This is a genomic window from Aeromonas sp. QDB18, assembly GCF_027705325.1.
Lineage (GTDB): Bacteria > Pseudomonadota > Gammaproteobacteria > Enterobacterales > Aeromonadaceae > Aeromonas > Aeromonas caviae.
In genome coordinates, this window is sequence record NZ_JAPDBQ010000338.1 from 1 (window position 1) to 801 (window position 801).

At 53.2% G+C, this 801-nt stretch carries 2 protein-coding genes; both read left to right on the forward strand.

Features of this window, described 5'->3' with window-relative positions; translation table 11 throughout:
* Window positions 1-141: 141 nt before the first annotated feature.
* Window positions 142-393: a type II toxin-antitoxin system Phd/YefM family antitoxin gene (locus OKC30_RS21235; protein ID WP_032492621.1), complete on the forward strand. Its 252-nt coding sequence runs from the start codon at window positions 142-144 to the stop codon at window positions 391-393.
* Window positions 390-644 (forward strand): Txe/YoeB family addiction module toxin, encoded by a 255-nt coding sequence (locus OKC30_RS21240; RefSeq protein WP_032492620.1) that lies wholly within the window; start codon window positions 390-392, stop codon window positions 642-644. Before OKC30_RS21235 ends, OKC30_RS21240 begins: the two co-directional genes overlap by 4 nt.
* Window positions 645-801: the final 157 nt, after the last annotated feature.

Consider the following 801-nt stretch of genomic DNA (forward strand, 5'->3'; position numbering starts at 1 on the left):
ATAAGGGGCGCCGAGCGCCAGCGAGGGGAGCCAAAAGCTTGCTTTTGGCCGTCCCGACTTGATTGAAGGGTTGGGCGTTTTTTTGCCTCGCCTTCGAGTTGCTCTTGTTGTACAATTTTCTGTACATGTACGGAGGATGTTATGGACGCTATCACTTACACACACGCCCGCGCCAACCTGGCTGGAACCATGGATCGTGTTTGCAACGATCATGAGCCGGTGATCATCACACGTAACGGCGACCAATCGGTTGTGATTCTCTCGCTGGAAGATTTCCAGGCGCTGGAAGAAACTGCGTATCTGCTGCGCAGCCCCGCCAACGCCAAGCGGCTTTTCAAGTCGATCGAGCAACTTGAAGCGGGCCGAGGACAGGCGCGGGAGTTGGCCGAATGAGATTAATTTTTTCCGATGATGCATGGGAAGATTATCTGTTCTGGCAAAAACAAGACCGCCGCATGGTTGATCGAATTAACAAGCTAATTAAAGAAACCACCCGAGAGCCTTTCTCTGGAGTGGGCAAGCCAGAGCCATTAAAACATGCTTTGGCCGGTTATTGGTCTCGTCGAATTACGGATGAGCACCGAATGGTTTACAAAGTGGCGGATGATGCCCTTTGGATCGTTCAACTCAAGTACCACTACTGAAAAGACGCCCAACGTTTGACATGAGGGGCGGCCAAGGGCGCCAGCCCTTGGACGTCCCCCTCGATGGAAGGGTTAGGCAACACTGCGTGTTCGCTCGAATGCCTGGCGTGTTTGAACCATGTACACGGCTGGACCATCTGGGGTGGTTACGGTACCT